Origin of the sequence: Micromonospora sp. NPDC048894 (assembly GCF_040649765.1) — a bacterium.
In the GTDB taxonomy this organism is placed as follows: domain Bacteria; phylum Actinomycetota; class Actinomycetes; order Mycobacteriales; family Micromonosporaceae; genus Micromonospora; species Micromonospora antibiotica.
In genome coordinates this window covers 1-1,326 of sequence record NZ_JBEZFY010000044.1, presented here as the reverse complement: position 1 = coordinate 1,326, position 1,326 = coordinate 1, and the positions used below count along the sequence as shown (strand labels likewise).

The window sequence follows — 1,326 nt, the reverse complement described above, 5'->3', positions numbered from 1 at the left end:
CTGACTGTGAGCATGGCGGGGTCGGTTCATCAGTGGTGAGCTGATGGTCGGCAGTAGCAGGTGTGACCCTTCGCCTGACTGGTTTCGTGCCTTCGGCCGGACTTGTCCGTCTGCTACTGCCGGCGTCCGACCCGGCGGGAGACGTTTGGCCTGATCAGGAGCTTGACCGCCAGTTAGCGGCTGGCGTGTCTCATCACAGTCCTGCCATCTCCGCACCGGACCGGACCCTTGCGTCCCCACGGTTTGGAGAGAACGCATGTCCATGCTGGCAGATCTGGTCGAGGTCGTCATCGGCGTCGACACCCACAAAGACACCCACACCGCCGCCGTGCTCGACACCCGCACCGGCGGGGTCCTGGCCAGGGTCACGGTGAGCACCGATCCCGACGGCTACGCTGAGCTGGTGGCCCTGGCCGATGGGCAGTCGGGGTTGCGGGCCTGGGCACTCGAAGGCACCGGCGGCTACGGCGCCGGCCTTCACCGCCACCTGGCCGATGCCGGTGAGCTGGTCATCGAGCTGGACCGCCCGAAGCGGCCCGCCCGCCGGGCCGGGGCGAAGTCCGACCCGATCGACGCCGAACGCGCCGCCCGCGACGCCCTGGCCCGCACCACACTGGCGCAGCCCAAAACCGGGCCTCAGCGGGCCGCGTTACAGATGCGACTGACCGCCCGCAGAGCGGCTGTCGAAGCCGCCACCGCCGCACAACGGCAGCTACACGCGATGGTCATCACCGCCCCGGAGGCAGTACGCACCCGCTTCCGCGGGCAGAGCACCCGCGCGATGATCACCACCGCCAGCCGGCTGCGACCCACCACCACCAGCGGTGACATTGAGGCCACCACCGCGCTGACAGTGCTGCGTGACCTCGCCCGACGCATCCGGACACTGGAAGCAGAAGCCGCCGGCCACGAAACGGCGATCCGCGCGATCGTGCGTTCCTGGCGGCCCGACCTGCTCGACCTCACCGGCGTCGGACCAATCGTCGCCGCTACCGTACTCACCGCCTGGTCCCACCCCAGACGCTGCCGCAACGACGCCGCGTTCGCCATGCTCGCCGGCACCGCCCCGATCCCCGCCTCCTCCGGCAAGACCACCCGTTACCGCCTCAACCGCTCAGGCGACCGGCAACTCAACCGCGCACTACACACCGTCGCACTGTCCCGACTGCGCTACGACGAACGCACCCGCGCCTACGCCGACCGCCGCCGAGCCCAAGGCAAAACCGACCGAGAGATCAAACGCTGCCTCAAGCGCTACATCGCCCGAGACCTCTACCGACGCCTCGAAAACCCACCCCACCCACTTGACACGCCATAGGAGCGTCC

The 1,326-nt window shown here is 69.2% G+C and carries 1 protein-coding gene; it reads left to right on the top strand.

Annotated elements, in window-relative coordinates; all coding sequences use genetic code 11:
* The first annotated feature begins 256 nt into the window (after positions 1-256).
* Positions 257-1,318, top strand: coding sequence for an IS110 family transposase (locus AB0C22_RS31235; protein WP_219468313.1), 1,062 nt, complete (start codon positions 257-259; stop codon positions 1,316-1,318).
* The last annotated feature ends 8 nt before the right edge of the window (positions 1,319-1,326 follow it).